Consider the following 21,867-nt stretch of genomic DNA (forward strand, 5'->3'; position numbering starts at 1 on the left):
GGGTATTCACTGGGATTGAACTAAAGATGTTTTATTGATTGAAATTTCATTCTCGGTTTTTGACGTTAATAACCAATAGAACCTAAATTTCATGCCATTCAATATTTCATTGAAAGAAATAAACCAAATGTCCACCGCTGCCCGCCCGAAAGCCATGGTCAATCACCCCCCTGGAAGCAGTACCTCCACCGTGGAGCGCGCCATGCGCGTGTTGCGGGTGATGTCAGAGGGGGGCAACGCACGGTTGACCGACATCGCAGCGGCGGCCGAGCTGGACAAGGCCACCACGCTGCGCCTGCTGGAGGTGATGGTGCGCGACGGTTTTGTGGCGCGTGATGTGCAGAGTAAGCAGTTCTCGCTGGGGCCCGAACTCATGGTATTGGGCGCAGCCGCGCTGAGGAGATTTGACCCGCGGCCGCTGGCGCGTCCCAGTTTGCTGCGGCTGGTGGGGCAGTTCGAGGATAGCGTGGTGCTGTCCATACCCAGTGGTGTGGAGTCGTTGTGTATCGACGTGGAGGAAGGAACCTACCCCATTCGCGCCAACTACCTGCGCGTGGGCAGCCGTCGCCCGCTGGGTGCAGGGGCCGGCAGCCTTGCGTTACTGGCCTGGATGCCTGAGGCCGAGCGCGAGGCAGCACTGGAGATTCTCGCAAGCCAGATGAGCCGTTACCCGCGCATCACCCCTGCGTTGCTGCGCGAGCGTATCTCCGATGCGCGTGAACGTGGCCACGTGGTACTGCTGGACGTTGTGGTCGAACGCATGGGGGGTATTGCCGTGCCCGTGCTCGACCCCGAGGGGCGCCCCGTAGCAGCACTGAGCATTGCCGCGCTGAATGACCGCATTCTTGCGCGTCAAGCCGCCATGGCCCAGGCGCTGGTGCGCGAGTCCACGGTATGCCAGGTGCGATGGGCCGAGGCGGTGCGCACCAGCCGCCTGGCCGGTGCACGCACTCCTTCAAAAACTACTCCGGAGACTTTGCGATGAACCCACTACCCACCGCCTACCTGCGCGGCGCGGGCAGCACCTCCTTTGGCCGCCACGAAGGGTGGGGCGCACTTGACCTGATGGCCGACGCAGCCCGGCAGGCGGTGGTCAGTGCTGATGTGGCGCGCACCGATATCGATGGTGTGTTGTGCGGCTATGCCACTACGCTGCCTCACCTGATGCTGTCCACGCTGTTCTGTGAGCGCTTTGCGCTGGCGCCGCGCTACGCGCACAGTATGCAAGCAGGCGGAGCCACGGGCGCTGCTATGGTGATGGCAGCTCGCGAACTGGTGCGTTCGGGCCGTTGCCGCAACGTGCTGGTGGTGGCGGGCGAGAACCGACTCACGGGCCAGTCGCGCGACAGCTCCATTCAGACCCTAGCCCAGGTGGGTGACGCTGATTACGAGGTGCCAAATGGTGCCAGCGTACCCGCGTACTACGCACTGATGGCTTCGGAGTACATGCACCGCACTGGCATCACCAGCGCCGATTTGGCCGAGTTTGCCGTGCTGATGCGTGCCAATGCCGCATGTCACCCTGGGGCACACCTGCGCACGCCTATCACCCATGCCGAGGTGCGTGCCGCCAAGTCCATCGCCGCACCGCTGTCGCTTCTGGACTGCTGTCCTATTTCCGACGGCGCTATGGCATTCGTCGTCTCTGCCGAGCGGGGCCCGCACACTACGGTGCGCGTAGTGGGCGCGGGTCAGGCACATCGCCATCAGCATCTGACTGCCATGGTGGATGTGATGCAGTGTGGAGCGGCAGACGCCGCCGGCCTGGCCTTTGCTGAGGCTGGTCTGACTGTGGCGGACATCGACTACCTGGGCATCTATGACTCGTTCACGATCACGCTGGTGATGCTGCTGGAGGAGATCGGCTTCGCACCGAGGGGCGGTGCCGCCGCCCGGGTGCGCACAGGCGACTTCGCGCCTACAGGCGCGCTGCCGCTGAATACGCACGGCGGCTTGCTGTCGTTCGGCCACTGCGGCGTGGCTGGCGGCATGGCGCATATAGCAGAGGCCTGGCGACAGATGACGGGCCAGTCTGGGGAGCGCCAGATACGTGCGCCGCAGCGCGCCTTCATACATGCCGACGGGGGCGTAATGTCGTCCCACGTGAGCCTTGTTCTTTCAACGGAGGGCTGAGCGTCATGACTTCGCTGGCAACCCCTTTCAATGACGGCCTGCGCGCAGGCGTGGTGCTATTTCAAAGCTGCTGCGCCTGCGGCCATGCCCAGACCCTAGCGCGCTATGCGTGCCAACGCTGTGGCCACGAGAGGCTGGACTGGCGCGACGCTGTCGGTACCGCAACTGTGCGTGCTACCACGGTGGTGGCGCGCGCTCCCTCGGAGGACTTTCGCGCCTTGGCGCCCTACACGTTAGTGATCGTGCAACTCGACGAGGGGCCACGCCTCATGGGTCACGCGGCGGCGGGCGTGCAGATCGGCGAGCGCGTGCGCGCGGAATTCTTCGAGCACCTGGGTCGGCCCCTGTTGCGCTTCGTGCCAGCCGCCTGATCGTTTTTTCACCACAACTAGTAAGGAGACAAAGACATGCCCAAGACCACCACCAACACTCCGCGTCGCCATGTCATTGGCGTTGTTTGCGCCGCGCTTTGCGCTGCTGCAGCCTCGCCCCTTGCCTGGGCCAGCGATTATCCGAACAAGCCCGTGAAACTGGTCGTTCCCTACCCTCCGGGCGGCCCTACCGACATCGTTGCACGCGTGGTGGCACAAAAACTCCAGGAGCAGATGGGGCAGTCCTTTTTCATCGAAAATCGCCCCGGCGCTGGCGCCAACATCGGCGCCGAGGCTGTGGCGCGCAGCCCCGCAGACGGTTATACGCTGGTGGTGGCGACCACGGCGCATGCCATCAACCCTTCGCTTTTCGCGAAGCTCAGCTATTCCATCACCAAGGACTTTGCCCCCATCTCGCAGCTCACCAGCGGGCCGCTGGTCATCGTGACCAACCCGGCAACGCCAGCGAACAACGTGAAGGAGCTGATCGCGCTGGCCAAGTCCAAGCAGGGTGGGCTCAACTACGCGTCTTCCGGTAACGGGCAGTCCACACACCTGTCGGCCGAGCTGTTCAACGCCATGGGCGGCGTGAAGATGGCCCACGTGCCCTATAAGGGCAGCGCCCCTGCGCTCACCGATGTGATGGGGGGGCAGGCAGACCTGATGTTCGACACCATGCTTTCGTCCATGCCGCATGTGAAGGCCGGCAAGCTCAAGGCGCTGGCCGTGACCAGCAGCCAGCGTTCACCCAGCGCGCCGGGCATTCCCACTGTGGCCGAGTCTGGACTGCCCGGCTACGAGGCCATCGCCTGGAACGGCCTGCTGGCGCCCGCCGGTACGCCCAAGGAGGTGGTGGATCGCTTGAGTGCCGAGCTGAAGAAAGTGCTGGACAACCCCGAGGTGGCGCAGCGCTTCGAGGCGCAGGGCTTCGCCGCCGCCTGGAACACGCCCACCGCCTACGCCGGTTTCCTGCAGGCCGAGGTGGACAAGTGGGGCAAGGTTGTCAAGGCCTCTGGTGCCCGGATTGACTGATTCCCGCTGAATGACTACGCCGTGCTCCACGCGCTCGCTGTGCCGGGCGCTGTGCGGCTGGCTTCAGGCCCCCTGACGGTTTACCGCCAAGCTGGCATGTGCCAGCTGACTGTGCTGTGTTCCTATAACTGCCATTGCATTCCACGGCCCTGCCAGCGGCGGGGCGACGGAGCGCACAACGTCTCACAACCCATCATGTCTGACCTTCTCACCTCTGCACTCAACCCCCGCTCGGTCGCCATCGTTGGCGCCTCCGAGAACATCCACAAGATCGGTGGCCGACCTATCCACTATATGCAGCGCCACGGCTACCAGGGCACGATCTATCCCATCAACCCGGCGCGCGAGGAAGTTCAGGGCTACAAGAGCTACGCCGGCGTGAGCGCGCTGCCCGAGGTGCCCGACCTGGCGCTGATCGCCGTGGGCGGCGACAAGACCGTTGCCGCCGTGGAGGAATGCGCCGCACGCGGCGTGAAGTCCGCTGTGGTGATCGCCTCGGGCTTTGGCGAGACGGGCCCTGCAGGGCGCGAGCTGCAGGATCACATGGTGGCTACCGCGCGCGCCTCAGGCATGCGCCTGTACGGGCCCAATACGCAGGGGCTGGCTAACTTCGGAACGGGTGCCATCGCGGGATTTTCCACCATGTTCATTGAGGTGCCGCCTATGGACGGCCCGGTGGGCATCGTCAGCCAGAGCGGCGGCATGAGTGCCATGGCCTATGGTCTGCTGCGCGGGCGCGGCCTCGGCGTGCGCCATGTACACGCCACGGGCAACGAGGCCGATGTGACCGCATCAGAGATGGCTTGGGCCGTGGCGCATGACCCCGACGTCAAACTGCTGCTGCTGTACCTGGAGAACATCGCCAACCCAGAGATGCTGGCCGCCACTGCCGCCTATGCGCGCGAACGTGACCTGCCCATCGTCGCGGTGAAGGCCGGTCGATCAGCCAGTGGGCAGAAGGCCGCTTCGTCGCACACGGGCGCGCTGGCCAATGAGGACCGCACGGTGGACGCATTTTTCAAGCACCATGGCATCTGGCGTGTGCGTGACCCGCATGAGCAGGCGCGTGCTGCCCATGCCTACCTGAAGGGCTGGCGCCCCGAGGGGCGGCGTCTGGTGGTGATCAGCAACTCCGGCGCTAGCTGCGTGATGGGCGCTGACGCAGCCGAAGACATGGGCCTGTCCTTGGCCGAGCTGAGTCCTGTCACACAGGCCGACGTGGCCTCCAAGCTGCCAGGGTTTGCCACTGCAAGCAATCCGATTGATGTGACGGCCGCGCTGCTGTCCAACAGTGGCTTGTTCGGCGACGTCCTGCCTGCCGTGGCGCAGGATCCGGCGGCGGACCTCTTTTTCCTGAACATTCCTGTGGCCGGTGCGGGCTACGACGTGGACCGTTTCGCCCGTGACGCTGCCGCATTCGAGGCTGCTACTGCCAAGCCCGTAGCCGTGGCCGCTTGGCAGGAAACCGTGGCCGAGCCCTTCCGCCAGCATGGCATTGCCACCTTCCCCAACGAGGGCGAGGCTATCGCTGTGCTAGCCCAGGTGGCCAAGCACACCGAGCTCATGCGCCGTTCACGCGTGCAGTGGGACGCGCTGCCGCATGTACAGGTACCTGCTGGCACGCAAGGTTTTCTCAATGAAGTGGACAGCTTGGGACTGCTGGCACGCCATGGTGTGCCCACGGTCCCCATGCACCTGTGCCGTTCGGCAGACGAGGCGCGCACTGCATTCGACGCGATCGGTGCACCCGCTGTGGTCAAGGCCTGCTCGGCCGAGGTACCGCACAAATCCGAGCACGGGTTGGTGGCCTTGAATGTGCAGACACGCGAACAGGCTGCCGAGTTGTTCGAGCAGTTCTGGACCAAAATGGACGACATGGGGGTGCAGCGCGACGGCGTGATCGTGGCGGCAACGCGCAAGGCTCAACACGAGTTCATGGTGGGCGCGCGTATGGACCCGATCTTTGGCCCTGTGGTGGTGGTGGGCGACGGCGGCAAGTACGTGGAGGCGCTCAAGGACTGTGCCGTGCTGCTGCCCCCGTTCTCCGAGGCCGACGTGCAGGCTGCGCTGCGCACGCTGCGCATCGCCCCGCTGCTGGACGGAGTACGCGGCGAGCCGCCGCTAGACGTGCAGGCCCTCTCGCGCATCACTGTGGCAGTGGGTCAAGTGATTGTGGGCGCCAGCGGCGCCATCGCCTCGCTGGATCTCAACCCCGTGATGGTTGGGGGCACGAGTCAGGGGGCCGTAGTCGTGGATGCGCTGGTGGAATTGTCAAAAGGATAGTCTGCTCAGCGCTCTAGGGGTGTCCAGCCAGGCTGGGTTGATTCACGGAAGTGCTCAGCCCAGCCCTGATGCGCAGGTGTGGCGTGAATTTGAGTTCACCAGTACGCGCCGTTCGGTGGAGCACCTGCACCCACAGACGGAACTGATCGAGGGTGAGAAGTGGTCGGGCAAACACTTGCACGCGCTCGGCAATTTGTGTCTGGTCAGCTATGCAATGAATTCGCACCTGGGCAACTCGGGGCCGCAAGATAAGTTCAAGCAGCTGCTGGGCGAGAAAAAGAGTTTGATGAATTGATCGACCTAGGCATCGCTCAGACCAAGTAGAAGGAAGGGGTGCTGTGACGCAACACTTGGAGCAATTGATGCAGCTTCTCCAGAAGGCGTCTGGGGCGCTCTGTGTGAGCTGGATACAGCGGCGACTGCGCTTGGGCTATTCCAAAGCCTGCGGTTTGTGCGATGAAGCACTGAACGCGGGTCTGGTCATGCTTGCGAATCGCGAAACGACAGATGGCTCAAAAGAGTTTGCCTATGTGCAGCCAGGACACGCGCCGCAGATGACGCTTGCTGCTCCCTGAGTTTGAGATCCGTGTGCGGTGCACACTTGATCGGCAAATGCTGGATTGAGGTGGCAGTACGTGGCTTGTCAAACGGTGGAACGAATCCAGTCTCCGTGCGCTGTTTGGGCTGTGTGACTGGTGCAGACCAGAGCCAGTCGTCTAAAAAATCGTCTTAATTCGCCCTTACGTCGTCGGAAAAAACAAAGCCTCGATATGTTTTTCATAGCGAGGCTTCTTTATTTCAATGGTGCCGGAGACATGAATCGAACACGCGACCTTCTCATTACGAATGAGCTGCTCTACCGACTGAGCTACACCGGCAACCTGCAAAAATTATAGTTACTTTTGATCAGCTTCGAGGTGGTAACGGGTAACGCGTTCCACTTCATTTTTGGAGCCAAGCACCACGCTGACACGCTGGTGCAGCTCGGTGGGCTGAATGTCAAGGATGCGTTCGCGGCAATTGGTAGCAGCGCCGCCAGCTTGTTCAATCAGCCAGCTCATGGGGTTGGCTTCATACATCAGGCGCAGCTTGCCGGATTTGTGGGGCTCGCGCTTGTCCCATGGGTACATAAAGACGCCACCACGGCACAAAATGCGGTGTACGTCAGCCACCATGGCAGCCACCCAGCGCATGTTGAAGTTTTTGCCACGCGGGCCGTCTTCGCCTGCCAGGCATTCATCGATATAGCGCTTCATCGGCTCGTCCCAATGGCGCATGTTGGACATGTTGATGGCGAACTCTTTGGTGTCTTCAGGGATCTTGACGTTTTCTTCGATCAAGATGAAAGAGCCTTGCTCACGGTCGAGCGTGAACATGGCTACGCCATCACCCACGGTGAGTACCAGCGTGGTCTGGGGGCCGTAGATGCAATAACCCGCCGCAACTTGCTGGGTGCCAGGCTGCATGAAGTCGCTGTCGTGCACACCGGGGTGGCTGTCGTGCTTTTTCAGAACGCTGAAGATGGTGCCAATCGACATGTTGATGTCGATGTTGGACGAGCCGTCCAGAGGGTCGAACATCAGCAGGTATTCACCTTGGGGGTAGCGGTTGGGCACCACGTAGATGCCTTCCATTTCTTCTGATGCCATGGCGGCCAGGTGGCCACCCCATTCGTTGGCTTCAATCAGCGTTTCGTTGGCAATGATGTCCAGTTTTTTCTGAACTTCGCCTTGCACATTTTCACTGCCGGCAGTGCCCATGACTTCGCCCAGTTCGCCTTTGTTGACGGCAAAGCTGATGCGTTTGCAGGCACGGGCAACGACTTCCAGCAGCAAGCGAAGCTGTGGAGGTATGCGCCCATCAACGCGTTGCTGTTCAACCAGATAGCGGGTGAGGCTGACACGACGTGTCATAAGGATTCTCCTTGTGGGGCAGCAATTAGGAGGCTGCCTGATATTTGAAATTGATAGCTGCTATCGCTTTGTTTTCAAGCGATAGCAGTGGATTCATGCTAAATCTTTACCCAGCGCACGTGTCACCACTTCGCGCACGTCGTTGCTCAAGTCGGGTTTGGCCGCAACACGTGCAATGGCTTCGCGGGCTGCCGTGCGATAGGGCTCAGCCAGCTTGCGCCAGCGGTCCAGCCCACGGGCCAGGCGGGCAGCGACCTGTGGGTTGATGGCATCGAGCTCCAGTACGCGGTCACTCCAAAAGACATAGCCTGCAGCGTCTGCGCGGTGGAATGCTCCGGGATTGGCGCTGCAGTAGCTGAAGATCAGGCTGCGGGCACGGTTGGGGTTCTTCAGGCTGAAGTCTGGGTGCTTGAGCAGTTGCTTGACCGCAGGCAGCACATTGCCGCCACGGTCACACGCGCCAGCTTGCAGGCTGAACCATTTGTCGATGACCAGGGGCTCATTCCTGAACAGTGCGTGAAAGCGCTCCAGCGCGGGTTGGGCCAAAGTGGCTCCGCTGTAGACCAATGCTGACAGGGCGTTGAAGCGGTCCGTCATGTTGCCTGCATCTTTAAAGCGCTGGTATGTCTTGCCGGGCCAGAGTGTGTCAGAAGAATCACGTGCAGCCAGACACAGCATGAGCAGCGCGCTGCCAGTGAGCGAGCGACGCCCTGCAGATACGGGGTCTGGGCGGTATGCGCCGGTGTCGCTGTGTGCATCAAATGCCCACGCCCAGTCCGCCTGCAATGCCACAGCCAGTTGCTGGCGCATGGATTCGCGCACAGCGTGAATGCGCTGAGGGTCTACCACCTCGAGCTGCTCGGCCATGTAGCTTTCAGATGGCAGTGTCAGAACCAGATCTTTGTAGGCGGCATCCAAAGTCGGGTGGCGCAGCACATCGCGCAAGGCGCTGATGAAGGCTGCGGGCATGACATCAGATGCGACTTCACCTTGCGTGCGGATGGCTTGGAGTGCATAGCGCAGTGCCAGACGCTGGCCTGCTTCCCAGCGGTTGAAGGCGTCGGTGTCGTGAGCCAGCTGCGTGAGCAACTCTGCATCACTAAAGTCATATTCCAGCACCACCGGTGCACTGAAGCCGCGCAGCAGCGAAGGCACAGGCGCTTGTGCCACATTGGCAAACACCCAGGTTTGTTCTGCTTGTGTCAGCACCAAGGTGTGGCTCGATGAGGTGACGGCCTCTCCTTGCAACTGCAGGGGCAGAGCAGCGCCATCTTGCCCCAGCAAACCCATTTCAACCGGAATCACAAAAGGCAGCTTCTCGGGCTGGTCTGCCGTTGCAGCGCAGCTTTGCGAGAGTGTCAGTGTGTATGTGCACGCCGTGGGATCGTACTGGCCGCTGGCCTTGACCAAAGGGGTGCCAGATTGGCTGTACCAGCGCTTGAATTGTTGCAGGTGCTGCGTCAGTGGGCTGGCAGGGTTGGCGTCTGCCATGGCCTGCACGAAATCATCACATGTCACTGCACTGCCATCGTGGCGGTCAAAGTACAGTTTCATGCCTTCGGCAAAACCGTCACGGCCGACCAGGTTGTGCTGCATGCGCACAACCTCAGAGCCTTTTTCGTAAATCGTAACGGTGTAGAAGTTATTGATTTCGATATAGCTGTCCGGGCGTACGGGGTGCGCCATGGGGCCTGCATCTTCCGGGAACTGCACCGTGCGCAGTACGCGTACATCTTCAATGCGCTTGACCGCACGGGCCGAAGGTGTGCCCGCCATGTCCATGCTGAATTCCTGGTCACGGAAAACAGTCAGGCCTTCTTTCAAGCTTAGCTGGAACCAGTCGCGGCAGGTAATGCGGTTACCTGTCCAGTTGTGGAAATACTCGTGGCCCACCACGCTTTCGACATTGGCAAAGTCAACATCGGTTGCGGTGGACTGACTGGCCAAGACGTACTTGGTATTGAAGATATTGAGGCCCTTGTTTTCCATCGCGCCCATGTTGAAGTCGCTGGTGGCGACGATCATGAAACGGTCCAGATCCAGGCTGAGGCCAAAGCGTGCCTCATCCCATGCGACAGAGTGCATGAGCGAGTTCATCGCATGTTCGGTTTTTTCCAGATCGCCGGGGCGTACATACACCTGCAGCAAGTGATCGCGGCCAGCGCGACTCTTGATTTTTTGCTCACGAGCAACGAGCTTGCCTGCAACCAGTGCAAACAGGTAGCAAGGCTTTTTATGAGGGTCAACCCACTTGGCAAAGTGACGGCCATCATCCAGATCGCCTTCGTCCACCAGATTGCCGTTGGACAGCAGCACCGGGTAGTCATTTTTACTGGCACGCAATGTCACGGTGTACATGGCCATGACATCGGGGCGGTCCAGGAAGTAGGTAATACGGCGGAAGCCTTCCGCTTCACACTGTGTAAAGAACGTACCTTCGCTCACATACAAGCCCATGAGCTTGGTGTTCTGGATGGGAGAGCAGGTGGTGAAAATTTCCAGATCAAGGGGTTCATGCCCCTCGGGGAGGTTTTCCAAAACCAGCTGGTTGCCATCCATCTTGAACGAGCTGCCCCCGCCGTTGACCATCACGCGGGCCAGATTGAGCTCATCGCCATCCAGACGCAGTGCTTGCGCAGGTACGTCAGGGTTGCGACGGATGCGCATCTTGTTGAGAACGCGGGTTTTGGCCGGGTCGAGGTCGAATGCCAGGTCGACAGTTTCAATCCACCAAGCGGGGGCTTGATAGTCAGCCCGTTGAATGGCTGTGGCTTGTCCTTCACGCAGCATGAGTGCTTCCCTTAAACGCCTTGCTTGAGCGAGGCTTCGATGAACACGTCCAGATCGCCGTCCAGCACCTTTTGGGTGGCCGAGACTTCAACGTTGGTGCGCAGGTCCTTGATGCGGCTGTTATCCAGCACATAGGAGCGAATTTGATGACCCCAGCCCACATCGGTCTTGGTGTCTTCCAGTTTTTGCTGCTCTTCCTGGCGCTTGCGCATTTCGTAGTCATACAGGCGCGAGCGCAGGCGTTGCCAGGCAACGTCGCGGTTGCTGTGTTGCGAGCGGCCATCCTGGCACTGCACCACAATGCCTGTAGGCATGTGGGTCAGGCGCACGGCGGAGTCTGTCTTGTTGATGTGCTGACCACCCGCACCTGAAGCGCGGTAAGTGTCGGTGCGTACATCAGCGGGGTTGATGTTGATCTCGATCGAGTCATCAATTTCTGGATAGACAAACAGTGACGAGAAGCTGGTGTGGCGCCCGCCCGAAGAGTCGAAAGGTGACTTGCGTACCAAGCGGTGGACACCAGTTTCAGTGCGCAGCAAACCAAATGCGTATTCGCCTTCAACCCTGATGGTCGCGCTTTTGATGCCAGCGACATCGCCTGGCGTTTCTTCTTCTACCGTTGCCTTGAAGCCTTTGCGCTCTGCATACTTGAGGTACTGGCGCAGCAGCATGCTGGCCCAGTCGCACGCTTCAGTGCCACCAGCGCCCGCCTGAATATCAATAAAGCAGTTCAGTGGGTCAGCCTCATGGCTGAACATACGGCGGAATTCCAGCTCTTCGATCAGTGGCCGAAGTTTGGCGGTTTCGCCTTCAATGGTCTCCAGGCCTGCATCATCACCTTCTTCTTTGCTCATTTCAAAGAGTTCGGTGTTGTCTGCCAGTTCGGTGGTGAGCTTTTGCAGTGTCAGTACAACGCTGTTGAGTGACTTTTGTTCTTTGCCCAGTTCTTGGGCTTTTTTAGGGTCATTCCAAACCGCAGGGTCTTCTAGCGATGCGTTGACTGTGCGCAGGCGTTCAAACTTTGCATCGTAGTCAAAGATACCTCCGTAGCTCTTCGGTCCGGGTGGACAGATCAGCGAGGGTGGCTTCGATTTGATTAACGCGTTCGGCTTCCATGTGTATTCCTTGTTTGTCGTTGTGCCTGACAGTGTTGCGAAGTCTCAAACGGAGCCTGCACAAAAACTGCGGTAAACAGTGATTTTCGCATGTACAGGGAGGCTATGCCCCAATAAGGCAGATGTAGGCAGCCTCCAGCACTGACCTGTGCACCTGCAAAGCCAGTAATGCTGAATGTCTGACGTGGCGAACAGGCAGTTTTTTTGTGATCGCAGTGCTACAAAAAAACGCCACACCTGTAGCAGGTAGTGGCGTTGGCGAGGCTCCTGTCGAGCTTGTTGGTGCTTATTGCCCTTTGTCCCGTGGCGGAGAAGCAGGCAGATCTCGCTCATCCATGGTGAAAAAGTCTATTTCTTCATCAATCGATGAAGAGTCAGTGGCAGGCGTTGGGGGAGCCTCAGTTTTTGAGGTGTCCCAATCCAAGGAGAGATCATCCACCAGCACTTCGCTGGGCGCAAAATGCGCCGGGCTCTGGAAGGGGGAGTCGTTTTGCAGGCTGGATGCGGGCAGCGGGGCATGCATTGGCGTTGCAGTCAGCATGTCCAGGTGCGCCTCGTGCAGGGGCAGCGGCGCGCTTGCCAGCGTTGCTGTGGGCCCAGGGCTGTTCGAAGATTGCATGGCTGGCGCTGGGGGGCTGTCAAAGGCAAGTTCTGGCAATGGAACTTCCAGCGGCGTCATGCGAACACGCCCCGGCAGTTGACCCCGGCTTGACGCAGGCGTTGTCTGCGCCACGTTGTAAAGCATGAGCAAATCATCAAACGCAGCAAGGTCGAAGCGAGTATTGGTTTCTGTATGGTTTGGAGCTGGGCGGCGAACAATCAGGTCGCGCATCAAACCTTGCACTTCATCGGTGGGCCACAAGGCTTCAATCTGGCCGAGAACTTCGGGGTAAGCGCTGAGATCTCGTCCTTTGCGCGAAAAGCCCAAGAAGTTAGGCACCTGGACATTGAAGTGTGCTTCGAATTTTTCGCGTACCTCTTCAAAAGCCTCTGTGCGGCTGAGGCGGTAGAGCAATTGCAGCAGCTCTATGTAAGCCAGGGGGGCTGAGGCCGCATGTTCGGCAATGTGTGCTTGCAGTATCTGAATGGCCTGGTCGTTTTCTCCGATCGAGGCGTAAAACTCAGCCTGTTCTTGAACATCAAACAATGCCTGTGCTGTCAGAACTTCGGCGATGGAGGGTAACGGTGGTGCTTGCTCGGCGGCAGGAGGGGGCGAAGCGGGTTGCTCAAACGCGGCATAAAAATCTGCCTCTTCAAGGTCTGGCAGTGCTGGTGCAGGCTGCGTATCTGTGCCAGAAGTGCGAGTGTCTGCGGGGCCGGCTTCTACGGCAGAAAAGGCACTTGCCGCTGGGGTGCTCTGGCGCTCGGCCTCGTGCAATGCCGGTACGGACGCGGTAGGGCGTGTGTCAACGGAGGCAGCGTGCAAGGAGTCTTCGACCGCCAATACGGTGTTGGCCCAACTGCTTTGTGCCGTTTGACGCTCTTTTTTAATGCGTTGCAGTAACCACGCGATGGTGGCAAGCGCAAGTGCCAGCAGCCCCAGCAGGATATGGACCCACAAGGGTAGATCCGGGTTTTGCGCCTGGACTAGCTGGCTTTGCAGGTTGGCAGTTGCTGCACGGTTGCTGGTCAGTTGCGATTGCATGGAGAGCAGCTGCTTTTCCAGTGCTTCTAGGCGTGTTTGGTTGGCATCCAGAATGGCCTGCGTTTGCGTGTCGATCTCTGCGCTGGTGAAAGACTGCGCTTCACCCTGGTTCGGTGGCGTGCTTTCTGGCGGAGTGTCCAATCCGTCCAGTGGCTCAATGCGCAGGCGTGATTTTTCTGCGCTTGCAGGCGCGGCAGCGGGCTCTTGGGTACTTTCTTTGGGAGCCACTGGCTCGGCAATCACTGTTTGAGCAGCGGCAGCGGCAGCTGGGGCCAATGGCTGCGCCAGAGCTGCTGTGGGATTGACGGCTTTTTTTGCTACACGAGGTGCTTTGTTTGCTGCCGCTGTGTTTTTGACCGCAGCAGGGCGTAGAGCTGTAACTGCAGTTGCCGCTGGAGGGCTGGCTTGAATGGTGCTCAGGTCAATAGGCTCGACAGAGGCTGCTAGAGATTTTGGGGGATCTGCAAAGAAGGTGTAGCTGCGAGAAACTGCGTTCACGCAGCCGGCGCGCAGTTTCAGCGTGATCAAAGGTTCGTACACCGGTGCGGTGGAGCGTACACGCACAGACTTGTCTTGGGCGGTCACCAAGACTTGACTACCGGTCAATGCCGCATTTCCCATCCAGATTTCGGCAGTGATGCAACTGCTGTCGGCAGTTTGCCCGGCATCTGGTTGAATCGGAAACACCAAGTCAATCGGTGAGCCAAGCTGCACTTGCCCTTGTGTATTACCTAAAGACAGGGCGCTCACATGCGATGCGGCAGCGACGCTGCCAGCGAGGATGAGAAAGTCGCGAATTTTCACAATAATTTCTTTACTGCCAAAGTGTTTGGGCCAAGGCACTGTTTAGCTCAAATAGTTCTGGTTCAACTGTGGGTGAACCTTTTTCACACTGGGGAGAATGTGCCGAATTGTCAGACTTGTGTCTTTGTTTTCTTGCAAGCACATGGCAAAAAACATGTCTGTTGTCGTAGAGGGACTAAATGTCAACCATTCATAACCACGCAAGTCGGTATATGGAGTGCATGGAAATCTAGCTATTCAAACGCTGAAGCTGCTCGGCCAGTGATTGGATCGACTGTGGTGCACAGCCCTCGGCATCATTGCTGATCGTGACAAACGCAGTCTGACCTGCTTGGGTTATCCCGCGGATAGTGGACGCTAATACCGATCGCGTATGCGGGTCAGGTGTACGAAGCTCATTGAATGGCTGGTGTTTTTCCTGTGCATCTGCGTAGCCAAAAGGACCAAAACAGTGGTTGAGGTTCCAGCGACAAACGAAAGGTGAGGGCCACAGTTTGCGCAGGATTGGCAGTTGTTGCTCAATGGGGGGCATTTTTCCGTGCAACCCCAGGCACATGGTGGCGTTGTGTGCTTTGAGCACTTGGGCAAAGCCATCTTCAAGCAAGAGGGGGTCTCGCACCTCCACCGCCACGATCACATGGGGCGCATGCTGCAAAGCCTGGCGTGTGGCGGCCAGAACCAGGCCCAACTGGTCAAAGAGCTGCTGGCTCTTGCACAGCAAATCCCAGGGCAAGGGGCTGAGCTGGTATACAAGGACGCCCAGTTTGTCACCTAAGCCTTGCAAGGCGGGGGTGACAAATTGCTCGACTGCCAAAGAGGCATTTAAAAAAGCGCGATTGCGTTGCTGGCCTTTGCCCTCTTCGGAGCGAACCATGGCATCGGTGACTACGTTGGGGCACTTCACAACAAAGCGAAAGTCTGGCGGAACTTGGGCCGCCATTTTTGCGTACTGCTCTACGCTCAACGGGCGCCAGAAAGAGCGGTCTACACATACGGTGCGCATGAGCGGGTGCTGGCTCAGTGCGGTCAAGCCTGTGCGCGATAGGACGGAAGCGTCGTAGGCGCCATCCCAGACCAGGCCTTCCCAGCCGGGATAAGACCAGGTGGAAACACCCATGCGCAGTGACAGGGGTAGAGATTGGGCCAAAACACGCAGCGTCTCGGTTGCTGGAGCCGGGAGTACGCCCTTGGCCTTTCGGGGCGGCGCAGAAGATGGCTGCGGTAACGCAGCATCTGTGCCAAACAGATCGTCTTGCATATCAAAGAATAATTTGAACGATTTTGCAGTTCAACGCAGGTATGGCTACCGCTTCTTGCTATCAATTAAGTATGTATGCAATCGGTAACTTAAAGAAGGTAGCAAGCACTTGTGTCTATGGCACACTTGCCCGCTTCCGGAGAACAAGCGCCGCGGGGCGTGTAACGCATGCAAAAAATCATTGGGCAGATTGCCACAGAGATCAAAGTCAGTGTGCAGCAAGTGAATGCTGCAGTGGAGTTGCTGGATGGTGGTGCCACCGTTCCATTTATTGCCCGCTACCGAAAGGAAGTTACAGGCGGTCTGGACGATGTGCAGTTGCGAGAGCTGGAGGCACGGCTGTCTTACTTGCGCGAGCTGGAAGACCGTCGTGGCACGGTGCTCAAAGCGATTGATGAGCAAGGCAAGCTGACAGATGCACTGCGTCTGGCTATTGCCAGCGCGCCGACCAAGCAAGAGCTGGAGGACATTTACCTGCCTTTCAAGCAAAAGCGTCGCACCAAAGGGCAGATTGCCAAGGAGTTTGGTCTGGAGCCGCTGGCTGACATGCTGTTTGCGGACCCGAGCCTTGATCCGCACAAAGAGGCTGAGGCTTTTTGCAAGCCCGCCACGGTGCTGGATGACGGCAAGCCGGGCCCCGATTTTTCGACTACCTTTGCTGTGCTCGATGGTGTGCGCGACATTTTGTCGGAGCGCTGGGCCGAAGACCCGGCTTTGGTGCAAAAGTTGCGCGAGTGGTTGTGGGCCGAAGGCCTGCTGCGCTCCAAGAAGGTGGAAAGCAAGAACGAGGCTGATGCAGAGGTCGCTAAATTCCGCGATTACTTTGATTACGACGAGCCCATTGGCCGTGTGCCTTCGCACCGTGCTTTGGCGGTGTTTCGTGGGCGTGCACTGGAGATTCTCGAAGCCAAGCTGGTGCAGCCGGTCGAGCCTGAAGTGGGGCAGCCAAGCCTGGCTGAAGGCCACATTGCCTTGCACCTGGGATGGAGCCATGCCAAACGTGCCTCGGACGATTTGCTGCGCAAGTGCGTGGCCTGGACGTGGCGCGTCAAGCTGAGCCTGTCCACTGAGAGAGATTTGTTCAGCCGTCTGCGTGAAGATGCTGAAAAAGTGGCTATCAAGGTGTTTGGTGACAATCTGCGTGATTTGCTGCTGGCAGCTCCAGCAGGTTCACGTACGGTCATGGGTCTTGACCCGGGTATCCGTACGGGCGTGAAGGTGGCTGTTGTGGATAGCAATGGCAAGCTGGTGGATACCGCAACGGTGTACCCGCACGAACCACGCAAGGACTGGGAAGGTTCTCTGCATACCTTGGCCAAGCTGGTAGAAAAACACGGTGTAAATCTGATTGCTATTGGCAATGGAACGGCCAGTCGCGAGACCGATAAGCTGGCTGCTGACCTGATCAAGCTGGCTGGGAAGGCTGAAAAATCGATCGAAAAGGTTGTGGTCAGTGAGGCGGGTGCTTCGGTGTATTCGGCCAGTGAATTTGCCTCGCAGGAGTTGCCAGATGTGGATGTCAGCCTGCGTGGTGCAGCCAGCATTGCTCGCCGGCTGCAGGACCCTCTGGCTGAACTGGTGAAGATTGACCCCAAGAGCATTGGCGTAGGCCAGTATCAGCATGACGTGAACCAGAGCGAGCTGGCGCGCCAGCTCGATGCTGTGGTGGAAGACTGTGTCAACTCTGTGGGCGTGGATTTGAATACGGCTTCGGCACCGCTGCTGAGCCGTGTTTCGGGATTAAGTGGTTCGGTTGCCAAGTCGGTGGTGCGCTGGCGCGATGCCAATGGCTCTTTCAAAAGTCGCAAGCAACTGATGGAAGTGTCTGGACTGGGCGCCAAGACGTTTGAGCAAGCGGCAGGTTTCTTGCGCATTCGTGATGGCGTGAACCCACTGGACATGACTGGCGTGCACCCTGAGACCTATTCGGTGGTGGAGCAAATTATTGCTACCACTGGCAAGCCGGTCGATCAGCTGATGGGCAGAAGTGACGTTATCAAGACCTTGAAGCCTGAGCAGTTTGCCAACGAGCAGTTCGGCGCCATCACCGTCAAAGATATTTTGGGTGAGTTGGAAAAACCCGGTCGCGACCCGCGTCCTGACTTTGTGGTTGCCCGCTTTAATGATGATGTGGAAGACATCAAGGACCTGAAAGAGGGCATGACGCTGGAGGGTACGGTGAGCAACGTGGCGCAGTTTGGCGCGTTTGTGGATCTGGGCGTGCACCAGGACGGTCTGGTACATGTCAGCCAGATGAGCCACAAGTTCATTGAGGATGCGCGCGAAGTGGTCAAGACGGGCCAGATTGTCAAAGTGAGGGTGCTGGAGGTGGATGCGGCGCGCAAACGCATCAGTTTGACCATGAAGCTTGACTCTGCACCTGCCCGCCGCGATGGCCCTCGGGACAATCGCTTTGAGAGTGCGGGCCGTGGTCACAGCAGTGCGCGCAGTGGTGGCTCCGGACAGCCACAGCGCCGGGATGCGCCGCAGGCACAAAATGCCATGGCTTCGGCGTTCGCCAAATTGCAGAGCCTCAAGAAGTAAGCACTGGGTGTGTACAAAACGAAAAAGGCAGCAGTTGCTGCCTTTTTTGTTTTTGCGGTTTTGTGTTTTGCTTTTTTGCTTCAGGTTTGCTACTTGCGCCAGCGTGCGTCAATGTAGTCGTACAGCGGCGTGGGATCACGCTGCAAGCTGGTGGGGGCGCTGGGTGAATGAATCGGCGTATTGCTGTTTTTACTGACGTCGGCATAGGCTAATTGCTGCATCCAGGCAGTATCCAGACTGCCATCTGCTAGCGGACGCGAGTAGATCAGGGCCAGCATGCGCCTGGCTTGGATGTTGCCCATGTCTGAGGCGCGTTTGTAGAGCCTTATTGCTTCTGTGTAATTGGCCGGTACGCCTTCTCCCCGGTGATAGATGCGCGCTTGGCGAAAGGTTTGCCAGGCGCTGCCAGCCTGGCCGATATTGCCACTGGCATGCATGCGCTGGCTGCTCTGCTCTGCCATGACCTGCATATTGCGGCGTGCAGCTTCAGAGGTGGCTGAGGCCGCGCGAAACTGTGCAAGCGCTTGGCTGGTCTGGTTTTCTGCGGCCAGCTCCAGACCCCATTCCACGCGCGCATGGGGGTCATTGGCTTTCACTGCACGTTGCAGGGCCTGCTGTTTGCGTTGCTGCATGGCGTTGTTGACTTGCGGGGAGGTCGATGCCACATCTGCATCCATCGGGGCTACGTCCTCCAGAAGCAGCCAGTCAAGGTATGCAGCGCGGCCTGGGTCCTGCTGGCGCAGCTCCTGCAGCCACCTTGGAGCTTTACTGGGCTGGGGGCGCTGACCACAGCCATCAATAGCACACCAGGCCAGGCCTGCACTCGCCAGCGGATGACCGAGTGCATGGGCACGCTCGAACATGATGTTTGCCTGCGCAGGATCCAGCGGCACATGCAATCCATGCAGCTGTAGCAGACCGAGCTGCCAGATCGCTTGTGCCTGCTGTTTTCGGGCCTGGGCAGTGCGCGGGGCAGGTGCATTGGCAAGGCTTTGCAGCTCTGCCAGGGCTGGAGACACTGCAGGGGTGCTGGCATCCATGCCGGCACTTGGCTTTTGCAACTGCTCAGAGTCAATGCGCGGTGGTGTTTGCGCTTCTTGCACGCTAATGACTGCACGTGGCTGGGCACTTGCTGCGCCCATTGCTATGCCAGCCAGCAAAGCGACCACTGTACGTATATAGGGGTGGCTCATGATGGTGCTCTTATTGCGGGGCAGCTGCGGAAGCTTTGGGTGCTGTGACCTGCCACTTGAGGCTGCTTTGACCAACGAGGCTGTCACCACCCGCTGCCTGGCGCAGCTGCACTCCAATGTCTTCCAGAGAGGAGGCCCCCTGCAATGGGCGAAATGCTGGTTGCTGCAAGCTGGCAGGCAGCTTGCCTGTCAGGTCATTGGCACTGGCAAAACAGGCTACCCGCTCTTGCCCTGGTATGCCGGCATCAAGCACAAAACCTGGTGTAGGACTCATCCAGTCCGGGATGCGAATGGCCTGATTGGCGGCAATCCAGCCAGAGCTATTGGTTGCGTTGGGTAACAGGCGGATAACCTGTTTTTCAGCGTTCTCCATGTAGCAGTACAGGTAGGAGGTGCGTGAGACGGTCGCTGACAAGAAGATTTGCTCACCTGGAAGAAAGTGCTCACGCCCGACCATCAGATTTTCTATCTGCATATCAATGTGCGCAGGCTGCCCTTGCTGGCTGGTGTCTGCGGCCATGCTGATGCCAGCGTTATTGACCCAGCCAACGCGCTGCAAATGACCTTGGGGTGTCAGGCTGACAAAGTTGCGCATGGCCCGTTCGTAGGTCGGGAAATCTAAAACCCCTGTCACCACGAGACGTTCATCTGCCTGGAATTGGGTCAGAGCCTGGCGCAGTGCGCTGTCATCGGGGGTTTCAGTCTCCAGGTAGCCACGGCGAACCAGCGAGCGACGCACGAGCAGGCTGCGGTTGGCAGGCCCTGCATCTTCAAACCATTCACGCATCTGTCGAATAAATTCAGGGTGGGTTTGCTCAAGAGTCAGGCATTGCCAATAGGGCACCCGGGCCCACTTGCCCAAAAGCTCAATCATGGCCAGCTCTACCAATGTACGGATGGCGGGGCCTGAGCCCTGCGCGTAATCCCTGCCGACGTTGAACTGCACACCGTAATTGCCAATACGCCCTGATAAATCCAGCCCCTGACCTCCGCTGCCAATCACAATTTCGTTGGCTGAATCCAGGCCGGGAATAAAGGTACGGCTGCGAAAGTCACCCAGGTGCATTTCAAGGCCAATCACCGTCGAGCGCTTGTTTTGGCTGTACCCCGTCTCCAGGCGCGAGGCAGAGGTGCCTACCTCGACGTTGTTGCTGATCACTTGCTGGTCAACGAAAGCCACCGCCCCAGAAACATAGAGTGCAGGTCGCTGCAAGCGAATTTGGTTGTTGTTGAGCAAAAGGGTGGTGAGGTTTTGTACGGTATCTTGCTGGGCGATATTCACTTCGTAATCCACGAAGCGAAAAGCATTGCTCACGCGAGACATTTGCGACAGGGCCGTCACAATCATTTCTTTGGTTGCTACCGCAATGCGGCCTGAATAGTCAGGAATGGATTTGCTGGTAATCAGCACCGTTCCCATGCCGCTTTCTCTAAACAGGTGATCCATGCACATCAAGGAGTCTGAGAAACTGCTCAGCGACCTTGTCGGGCGTACTGCGGGGCGGTTGATTTCAGGTGCGCGCGCATGATAGGGCGCATCTTTGGCGGGACTCATCGGTGCACAGCCTGCGAGCAGGCCCACAGCGCTTAGCAAAGCGATCGCGGCTTGCCAGCGGGGATGGCTCGTCAAAGAGAAAGTAGGTAGGTAGGGCATGGTGGCTCTCAGGGGTTGTGGGGCTTTACTGAAAACCTGCTTTTCAACGGCAAATATTGACCAGATCCCCGCGCAACACCACGATCTGATCTCTGCCGCCAACGCCAGAGGGGGGCGCTACATTACTGCCAACATCCTGGATGCAGGTTTTACGATTGGCTTGGGTCTCGACCATGCGGTTCACGTCACCGTCGGTATAAATTCCATCTTTCTGGTCACTGAACGTCTTCGCTTCATACCGGACAATCTTGGCCTTCAAGCTGGTGGGAATGCCATCGCCTTCCTGATCCAGACCTTTGGATACGCCAGGGCCGCCAATCGGCAACTGAAGGTGTTCAACCGGATTTTTAAGCTGAATGGTGTCTTCGCCTGGCGCAGACCAGGAGGCAGGGGCCATCAAGCTAAGGCCAGCTGCCAAGATCCAACGGGTGATCTGGATACGCATGATGCTCTCCTGTGTGCCAGCAATGACACGAAGATGCTGGTGTCAGCGTCTTCGTGTTCAAGGGGGGGCTTGTGAAGGCCGCACTATTTACTGGCAAGTTACGCAAGCGTTGTTTGTGGAGATGTTCTGCACAGCGGATGACTGGTCAGAGGCATAGTTGCGCACGGATGTGTTCTTGAGCAGAACCACCTGGGTCAAAGCCTGCTTGACGTCAACATTGCCAACGTTGCTGGCCAGGTTCTGCGAAGCGTAGGCCTGATCTTCAGCGTAGTTGCTGATGTACGCGCCTTTGCCCACTGTGGCCTGCGTAAGAGCTGCACCGACTTTCACCCCTGCAGTGTTGGAGGAGATGTTCTGACGTGCCGTGGCCTGATCTTCGGCCTTGTTGCTCACGTGGCTCCAGCTCAGCGAGGTCAGCTGCAAAGTGGGGCCATTGATTTCAATCGATGGAGCCGCAGCAGGTGTCGGGGTTGGCGTAGGCGTTGGGTTGGGGTGCGTGGGTCGAGAAGATTGAGCAAATGCTGTGGCCGCAATCAGGCTGAGCGAGAAGGCTGCAATGGACTTTTTCATGATTGGCTCCTAGGTGGTTGACGTGTCGCATGAAGCAACTGACAGAGAGCTTGTCTGCCAGTGGGCCTGGTCGGATGTATTGACGAGGCTTGGAGTCAGTGTCTGTTTGCACCCAGG

General features: G+C 58.6%; 17 protein-coding genes and 1 tRNA gene. 8 read left to right on the top strand and 10 right to left on the bottom strand.

Translation table 11 applies throughout. From position 1 onward, the window contains the following. Nucleotides 1-127 precede the first annotated feature (127 nt). The 7 genes from H9646_RS16450 to H9646_RS16480 all read left to right on the top strand — a co-directional run bounded on the left by H9646_RS16450 (nucleotide 128) and on the right by H9646_RS16480 (nucleotide 6,394). A complete protein-coding gene (locus H9646_RS16450) occupies nucleotides 128-985 on the top strand; it encodes an IclR family transcriptional regulator (protein WP_191724477.1) in 858 nt (285 codons plus the stop codon). Then, complete coding sequence (locus H9646_RS16455; RefSeq protein ID WP_191724478.1) at nucleotides 982-2,133, top strand: thiolase family protein; 1,152 nt, start codon at nucleotides 982-984, stop codon at nucleotides 2,131-2,133. Before H9646_RS16450 ends, H9646_RS16455 begins: the two co-directional genes overlap by 4 nt. 5 nt (nucleotides 2,134-2,138) lie before the next feature. Then, nucleotides 2,139-2,504, top strand: a complete 366-nt coding sequence (locus H9646_RS16460) for a Zn-ribbon domain-containing OB-fold protein (RefSeq protein WP_191724479.1) — start codon at nucleotides 2,139-2,141, stop codon at nucleotides 2,502-2,504. A gap of 36 nt (nucleotides 2,505-2,540) precedes the next feature. Further along, complete coding sequence (locus H9646_RS16465) at nucleotides 2,541-3,536, top strand: tripartite tricarboxylate transporter substrate binding protein (protein ID WP_191724480.1); 996 nt, start codon at nucleotides 2,541-2,543, stop codon at nucleotides 3,534-3,536. Between the two features lie 195 nt (nucleotides 3,537-3,731). Next, a complete protein-coding gene (locus tag H9646_RS16470) occupies nucleotides 3,732-5,819 on the top strand; it encodes an acetate--CoA ligase family protein (protein WP_191724481.1) in 2,088 nt (695 codons plus the stop codon). 37 nt (nucleotides 5,820-5,856) lie between these two features. Beyond that, a complete protein-coding gene (locus H9646_RS16475) occupies nucleotides 5,857-6,114 on the top strand; it encodes a GmrSD restriction endonuclease domain-containing protein (RefSeq protein ID WP_191724482.1) in 258 nt (85 codons plus the stop codon). A gap of 67 nt (nucleotides 6,115-6,181) precedes the next feature. After that, nucleotides 6,182-6,394, top strand: coding sequence for a hypothetical protein (locus tag H9646_RS16480; protein ID WP_191724483.1), 213 nt, complete (start codon nucleotides 6,182-6,184; stop codon nucleotides 6,392-6,394). Between the two features lie 227 nt (nucleotides 6,395-6,621). Here the strand turns inward: H9646_RS16480 and H9646_RS16485 are convergent. The 6 genes from H9646_RS16485 to H9646_RS16510 all read right to left on the bottom strand — a co-directional run bounded on the left by H9646_RS16485 (nucleotide 6,622) and on the right by H9646_RS16510 (nucleotide 15,344). Beyond that, nucleotides 6,622-6,697 (bottom strand) — tRNA-Thr (locus H9646_RS16485). An 18-nt stretch (nucleotides 6,698-6,715) separates the two neighbouring features. Beyond that, nucleotides 6,716-7,732: a class 1 fructose-bisphosphatase gene (locus H9646_RS16490; RefSeq protein ID WP_191724484.1), complete on the bottom strand. Its 1,017-nt coding sequence runs from the start codon at nucleotides 7,730-7,732 to the stop codon at nucleotides 6,716-6,718. Nucleotides 7,733-7,825: 93 nt separating this feature from the next. After that, complete coding sequence (gene pepN / locus H9646_RS16495) at nucleotides 7,826-10,522, bottom strand: aminopeptidase N (protein WP_191724485.1); 2,697 nt, start codon at nucleotides 10,520-10,522, stop codon at nucleotides 7,826-7,828. A gap of 11 nt (nucleotides 10,523-10,533) precedes the next feature. Beyond that, nucleotides 10,534-11,638 (bottom strand): peptide chain release factor 2 gene (gene prfB, locus H9646_RS16500; protein WP_191724486.1). Its coding sequence is split into 2 segments (ribosomal slippage): nucleotides 10,534-11,556 and nucleotides 11,558-11,638, totalling 1,104 coding nucleotides; the frame shifts between segments, so codons are not numbered across the junction. Nucleotides 11,639-11,923: 285 nt separating this feature from the next. Beyond that, nucleotides 11,924-14,086, bottom strand: a complete 2,163-nt coding sequence (locus H9646_RS16505; RefSeq protein WP_191724487.1) for a type IV pilus assembly protein FimV — start codon at nucleotides 14,084-14,086, stop codon at nucleotides 11,924-11,926. 229 nt (nucleotides 14,087-14,315) lie between these two features. After that, nucleotides 14,316-15,344 carry a DUF72 domain-containing protein gene (locus H9646_RS16510; RefSeq protein WP_191724488.1) on the bottom strand — a complete coding sequence of 343 codons (1,029 nt, stop codon included), beginning with the start codon at nucleotides 15,342-15,344 and terminating at the stop codon, nucleotides 14,316-14,318. A 168-nt stretch (nucleotides 15,345-15,512) separates the two neighbouring features. Between H9646_RS16510 and H9646_RS16515 the strand changes: the two genes are divergently transcribed. Beyond that, nucleotides 15,513-17,888: a Tex family protein gene (locus H9646_RS16515; protein ID WP_191724489.1), complete on the top strand. Its 2,376-nt coding sequence runs from the start codon at nucleotides 15,513-15,515 to the stop codon at nucleotides 17,886-17,888. 89 nt (nucleotides 17,889-17,977) lie between these two features. On the opposite strand, the gene H9646_RS16520 is transcribed toward H9646_RS16515, so the two are convergent. The 4 genes from H9646_RS16520 to H9646_RS16535 form a co-directional block, all read right to left on the bottom strand. After that, entirely contained in the window at nucleotides 17,978-19,081 is a 1,104-nt protein-coding gene (locus H9646_RS16520; protein ID WP_191724490.1) for an SEL1-like repeat protein, read from the bottom strand. Nucleotides 19,082-19,091: 10 nt separating this feature from the next. Continuing rightward, entirely contained in the window at nucleotides 19,092-20,735 is a 1,644-nt protein-coding gene (locus tag H9646_RS16525; RefSeq protein ID WP_191724491.1) for a DUF4384 domain-containing protein, read from the bottom strand. A gap of 43 nt (nucleotides 20,736-20,778) precedes the next feature. After that, complete coding sequence (locus H9646_RS16530; RefSeq protein ID WP_191724492.1) at nucleotides 20,779-21,180, bottom strand: hypothetical protein; 402 nt, start codon at nucleotides 21,178-21,180, stop codon at nucleotides 20,779-20,781. Between the two features lie 87 nt (nucleotides 21,181-21,267). Further along, a complete protein-coding gene (locus H9646_RS16535; RefSeq protein ID WP_191724493.1) occupies nucleotides 21,268-21,750 on the bottom strand; it encodes a hypothetical protein in 483 nt (160 codons plus the stop codon). Nucleotides 21,751-21,867: the final 117 nt, after the last annotated feature.

It is taken from the genome of Comamonas avium (assembly GCF_014836675.1).
In the GTDB taxonomy this organism is placed as follows: Bacteria; Pseudomonadota; Gammaproteobacteria; order Burkholderiales; family Burkholderiaceae_C; genus Comamonas; species Comamonas avium.